The organism is Pseudofrankia coriaricola, assembly GCF_032027725.1.
Taxonomy (GTDB): domain Bacteria; phylum Actinomycetota; class Actinomycetes; order Frankiales; family Frankiaceae; genus Pseudofrankia.
This window is the reverse complement of sequence record NZ_JASNFO010000182.1, coordinates 1-4,100: the sequence shown is the minus strand read 5'-3', so window position 1 is coordinate 4,100 and position 4,100 is coordinate 1. Positions and strand designations below refer to the sequence as shown.

Sequence of the window (4,100 nt, the reverse complement as noted above, 5' to 3'; positions counted from 1 at the left end):
ACGGGGTCGAGTTCGACAAGAGCAGGATCGTGCTCTACGCCTACCGGCACACCTACGCCCAGCGGCACGCCGACGCCGGCGTCGGCATCGACGTGCTGCGCGAGCTGATGGACCATCGCAAGCTCGACACCACCCGGCAGTACTACCGCGTCGGCGAGCAGCGCCGCCGCGAGGCCGTCGACCGGCTCACCGCCCTGCAGTTCGACCGGCACGGCAACCGCGTCTGGCAGCAGGCCCAAGCCCTCCTCGACGCCGCGCACACCCACCGGGCGATCGGCGAGGTCGCCGTCCCGTTCGGGATCTGCGCCGAGCCGTCCAACGTCAAGGCCGGCGGCCAGGCCTGCCCCTACCGGTTCCGCTGCGCCGGCTGCGACCACTTCCGCACCGACGTCTCCTACCTGCCCGAACTGACCAGCTACCTCGACGACCTGCTGCGCACCCGCGAACGGCTCCTCGCCACCGCGGACGTCGACGACTGGGCCAGAGCCGAGGCCATGCCCTCCGACGAGGAGATCACCCGCATCCGCAGGCTGATCGGCCGCGTCAGCGCCGGCCTCGACCAACTCACCGGCCCCGAACGCGCCCAGATCGACGACGCCGTCGCGACCGTCCGACGCCACCGCGCCGCGATGCTCGGCATGCCCCGGCTGCGCGCCGGAGCCCTCCCCGCCGGCCAGGCGACGCCATGACCACTTCCTCCTCCCGCACCGCCGCGATGGCGAAGGGCCGGCGCGCCGACACCGACCGGCGCCGCGGGCGCGTCCAGACCGCCCTCACCAGCGCCCACGCCGCCGGCGAGGAGATCACCATCAGCGGTATCGCCCGCGCCGCCGGCGTCGACCGGACATTTCTCTACCGGCACCGTGACCTGCTCGAGCAGGCCCACGCCCTCGAAGCCCAGCCCGCTCCCACCCCCGGCGTCGGACCCGCCGTCACCCGGGCGTCCCTACAGGCCGACCTGCTCGCTGCCCAGGAACGCGCCGTCCGCCTGGCCGCCCGCATCCACCAACTCGAAAACCGCCTGTCCGACACCCTCGGTGAACAGGCCTGGCGCGAGTCCGGACTCGGCGCCCCGGCCGACATCGACAAACTCAACACGCGCATCGTCAACCTCGAGCAGCAGGTCGTCGACCTACGCCTCCAACTCGAGGAACGCGACCAGGACCTCGCCGCCGCCCGGCAGGCAAACCGCGAACTGATGACCCGCATCAACGCCCCGACGACGAGCCGATAAAAACCCGGCGCGTCGCCCTTGCACCACACCTGTTGCAGACAATACCTTCAAGTCAAACAGCCCCTGAGCTGCACAAACGCAGAAATCAGGCGCCCGGACCAGCGTCCGACCCCCAGAGAAGCACCGACACGGCGAGATCGGTCTGGTCCCACCCACCGAGCACGAGGCTGCCTGGGCGGCCAGCCAGACAGACCAGCAGGACGCCCGGCAGCTCGCCGGCGCGTGACAACTCAGTCTCCACCAAACCCGGCGCTTGACATAGACCCCGCAGCCGTACACCGCCCCAGGCGGCCGGCTGCACCGAGGCGACGTCTGAATTGGTCCGGACGGGCGACTCGGCGGAGAGGGCCCTCCACTAGCCATGGAGGGCCCCCTCCCCACCTCTCCCACGCCGTTGAGCACCTCGCCTGCTCGCGCGTACTCCGATTTCGCCTGCCCCACCCGCGAACCCCACCGCTACGCCCGCCCGACCCTCGCCGGGGTCACCGCCATCCGCCGTGCACCTATGGAGGTAGCGCGCAGCGCCACCTCCGAGTCACCGGCGCCGGCCCGCGCCGCCGCTGCGGTTCCGCGGGGAGCCGACGACGACGGCGGCCAGGTCGACCAGCCAGCTGGCGCAGCCGAGGACGTAGGCACGACCGTCGGCCCGGAAGAACAAGCCGAGCAACATCAGCAGCCCGGCGAACAGCACGACCACCAACGCGGGCAGCGCGCCAACGACCGGCTGCGCCACCGTCCGCAGTCCCTCAAGCCACGGAGCCATCCAACCCTCCTTACCTAAAACTCTTCATAGGGTGCCCGAAAAGATCATCGATCCGGGCGCGGAAGCCGCGCTTCCTCGCGCAGCTCGGCCGCCATCCGGAACGCCGTAGCCCGCAGGCACAGCGCCCACCACAACAGGCCCAGCCTTCGCCGGTGGGTGCGGTGCTCGGCCCACTCCTCCGCCCACCGTTCCCGCTCGCACTCCGGCAGCCGCCCGACCGCACCATCCACCAGTACGTCCACCACCCCCCGTGCAGACCGGGACCTCACCAGCCGGCGAACCACCCGACCCAGGCCATGCAACGACGGCCTTCCCACCCCGGACGAGCCCTTCGGCCATTGACCGATGCGGGCTATGCCGACGGCGAGGACGACCAGGACGACCGCGACGAGGGCAAGGGCGCGGACGGCGGCGATGAAGGAACGGAGACCTGTCCCACCGTCACGGTCGGCTTTGTCAGCGATGACCGTGGTGGCACGGACGCCACCGCGGACGCCGCCGCCGTCGGCGATGGCAGCGTGGACGGCGACAGCGATGGCCTTGACGATGATGGAAATGATGTTGCGGCCGGTGCAGACAACGAGGCCGCAGAGTGAGGCAGCGGTATCGCGGCCGGTGGGACCGGGAGGATCGGGGCGAGTAGCGCCGCTCATGCGGTACCTGCCCGTGGCTGGTAGGCGGGCGGCTGGGAGCCGAACATGCGCTGGGTGGCGGTGTCGAGGGCTTCGCGGGCGGCGAGGGCGCCGTGGCCGGTCAGCCGGTACAGCCGCCGCCGCGGTCGCTCGAGCGCGACCGGGTCACCGTCCTCCCAGAAGCTCGCCAGCCAACCGGCCTTCTCCAGCCGAGCCAACACCGGATAGATCGTCCCGGACGGGAACCCCGTCGACTCAGCGAGTGCAAGCCCGTAGTGATCCCCGGTCGGGTCGCCCAGCATCACCCGCAGCACCGCCACCGTAGGCAGCGTGATCCGCGGCCCCGACTGTCGACGCTTCCCACCCATGACCCAGACCCTACCCCAGAACTCTGTATAGGGGTAGTCGTGAACCGTGCAGCCTCGTGTCTGCCAGTTTCAAGGCGAGCTGGCGTCACCAGCGTCGTCGATCTCTTCACTGTCATCGTGCGGTGCGCGGCGCCCGGATGGAACTTCCTCGTCTCCGCCCCCGGAAGATCTTCCGACCCGGAGTTCTAGCCTTGCCCACGCCCGCTCGGTCTCGACTCGGTCTGTGCCTTCCACCTCGGGGAGAAGGGCGATAAGCCGCTCCTGCTCGGCGCGAGCCTGCTCCACGAGGAGCCGCTCCCGCTCCCCGAGAGACCGCTTCCGCGCGGCGGGCGTCGGGACCCGCCCGGTTAGCCCTGCCACTACAGGCGAGGGGTCCTCGACCGGACCGTCGAGGGTAGGGGACTGTTCGCGTGCCAGGGCCGAGCGCAGCCAGCCAAGGAACCCGGACCCGTCCGGAGGTCTTCTGTAGAGCGGGGTATCGCGAGCGAGAGCTGTGATCAGCTGCCCGGTGAAGCGATCGGCGCGCATGGTCAGGCCCCCTGAGCCCGAGCTCCGGGAGCGTCCGCTGGAACAGGTGACATAGCCGGTGTCGGATCACCGGCCTCGGGAGCGGTCTCTACTGGGACAACCTCTGGCGCTGGGCTTCGGGGGACGCGGCGAGCGAGCTGCTGGACCAGCAGGGGCGCGGCAATTCCAGCAGCCAACGCGGCGAACGGTCCGTTGAACTGCCCGCCCGCACCCATGGCCCCGGCCACGATCGCCCCGACCACCACTCTGATCACGATCGCCGTCAGAAACGGCGCCGCGGGTGGTTCACCACGTCGTCTCCACGGCCACCCCTGTGCGCGGTGAATGGCCGCAGCGAACTCCAGCCCATCCAACGCGAAAGCGCCGAGCGCGCCCCACCCGGCAGCTTCGGCCCCCGTCATACGCCAGACCGTAGTCGTGCGGCGCCCGAATACGAGGCCTGTCGCAGACTTTCTGTACGGGTTCAAGGGCGGCGCCGGGCGGCGTCGGGCGGCGCCGCGCCCGGCGCGCCGACGGCCAGGGCGCCCCGCGGCGGGCTGCGCGCGGCGCTGGCGCGCCGGGCGCGCCCGGCGGGT

7 protein-coding genes are annotated in these 4,100 nt (G+C 71.2%); 3 read left to right on the top strand and 4 right to left on the bottom strand.

The genetic code is table 11. From position 1 onward, the window contains the following. Together QOZ89_RS46835 and QOZ89_RS46830 are read left to right on the top strand one after the other, a co-directional pair. The coding region (locus tag QOZ89_RS46835) for a hypothetical protein (RefSeq protein WP_312630374.1) at nucleotides 1-689 on the top strand (689 nt) is incomplete at its 5' end. Continuing rightward, nucleotides 686-1,234 carry a hypothetical protein gene (locus tag QOZ89_RS46830; protein WP_083418434.1) on the top strand — a complete coding sequence of 183 codons (549 nt, stop codon included), beginning with the start codon at nucleotides 686-688 and terminating at the stop codon, nucleotides 1,232-1,234. The genes QOZ89_RS46835 and QOZ89_RS46830, both read left to right, overlap by 4 nt. Before the next feature lie 85 nt (nucleotides 1,235-1,319). On the opposite strand, the gene QOZ89_RS46825 is transcribed toward QOZ89_RS46830, so the two are convergent. From QOZ89_RS46825 to QOZ89_RS46815, 3 genes are all read right to left on the bottom strand, one after another. Beyond that, nucleotides 1,320-1,463, bottom strand: coding sequence for a hypothetical protein (locus tag QOZ89_RS46825; RefSeq protein WP_157910466.1), 144 nt, complete (start codon nucleotides 1,461-1,463; stop codon nucleotides 1,320-1,322). 306 nt (nucleotides 1,464-1,769) lie between these two features. Continuing rightward, nucleotides 1,770-1,997, bottom strand: coding sequence for a hypothetical protein (locus tag QOZ89_RS46820; protein ID WP_312630373.1), 228 nt, complete (start codon nucleotides 1,995-1,997; stop codon nucleotides 1,770-1,772). Between the two features lie 44 nt (nucleotides 1,998-2,041). Beyond that, nucleotides 2,042-2,227, bottom strand: a complete 186-nt coding sequence (locus tag QOZ89_RS46815; RefSeq protein WP_312630372.1) for a hypothetical protein — start codon at nucleotides 2,225-2,227, stop codon at nucleotides 2,042-2,044. A gap of 108 nt (nucleotides 2,228-2,335) precedes the next feature. Between QOZ89_RS46815 and QOZ89_RS46810 the strand changes: the two genes are divergently transcribed. Continuing rightward, nucleotides 2,336-2,593, top strand: a complete 258-nt coding sequence (locus tag QOZ89_RS46810) for a hypothetical protein (protein WP_312630371.1) — start codon at nucleotides 2,336-2,338, stop codon at nucleotides 2,591-2,593. Nucleotides 2,594-2,646: 53 nt separating this feature from the next. Here QOZ89_RS46810 and QOZ89_RS46805 read toward each other — a convergent pair whose 3' ends face one another. Then, nucleotides 2,647-2,997: a PadR family transcriptional regulator gene (locus QOZ89_RS46805; protein ID WP_312630370.1), complete on the bottom strand. Its 351-nt coding sequence runs from the start codon at nucleotides 2,995-2,997 to the stop codon at nucleotides 2,647-2,649. Nucleotides 2,998-4,100 lie beyond the last annotated feature (1,103 nt).

Coding starts and splice junctions, on each gene's coding strand:
- QOZ89_RS46830 (WP_083418434.1), top strand. CDS start 686: ATGACCACTTCCTCCTCCCGCACCGCCGCGATGGCGAAGGGCCGGCGC.
- QOZ89_RS46820 (WP_312630373.1), bottom strand. CDS start 1,997: ATGGCTCCGTGGCTTGAGGGACTGCGGACGGTGGCGCAGCCGGTCGTT.
- QOZ89_RS46805 (WP_312630370.1), bottom strand. CDS start 2,997: ATGGGTGGGAAGCGTCGACAGTCGGGGCCGCGGATCACGCTGCCTACG.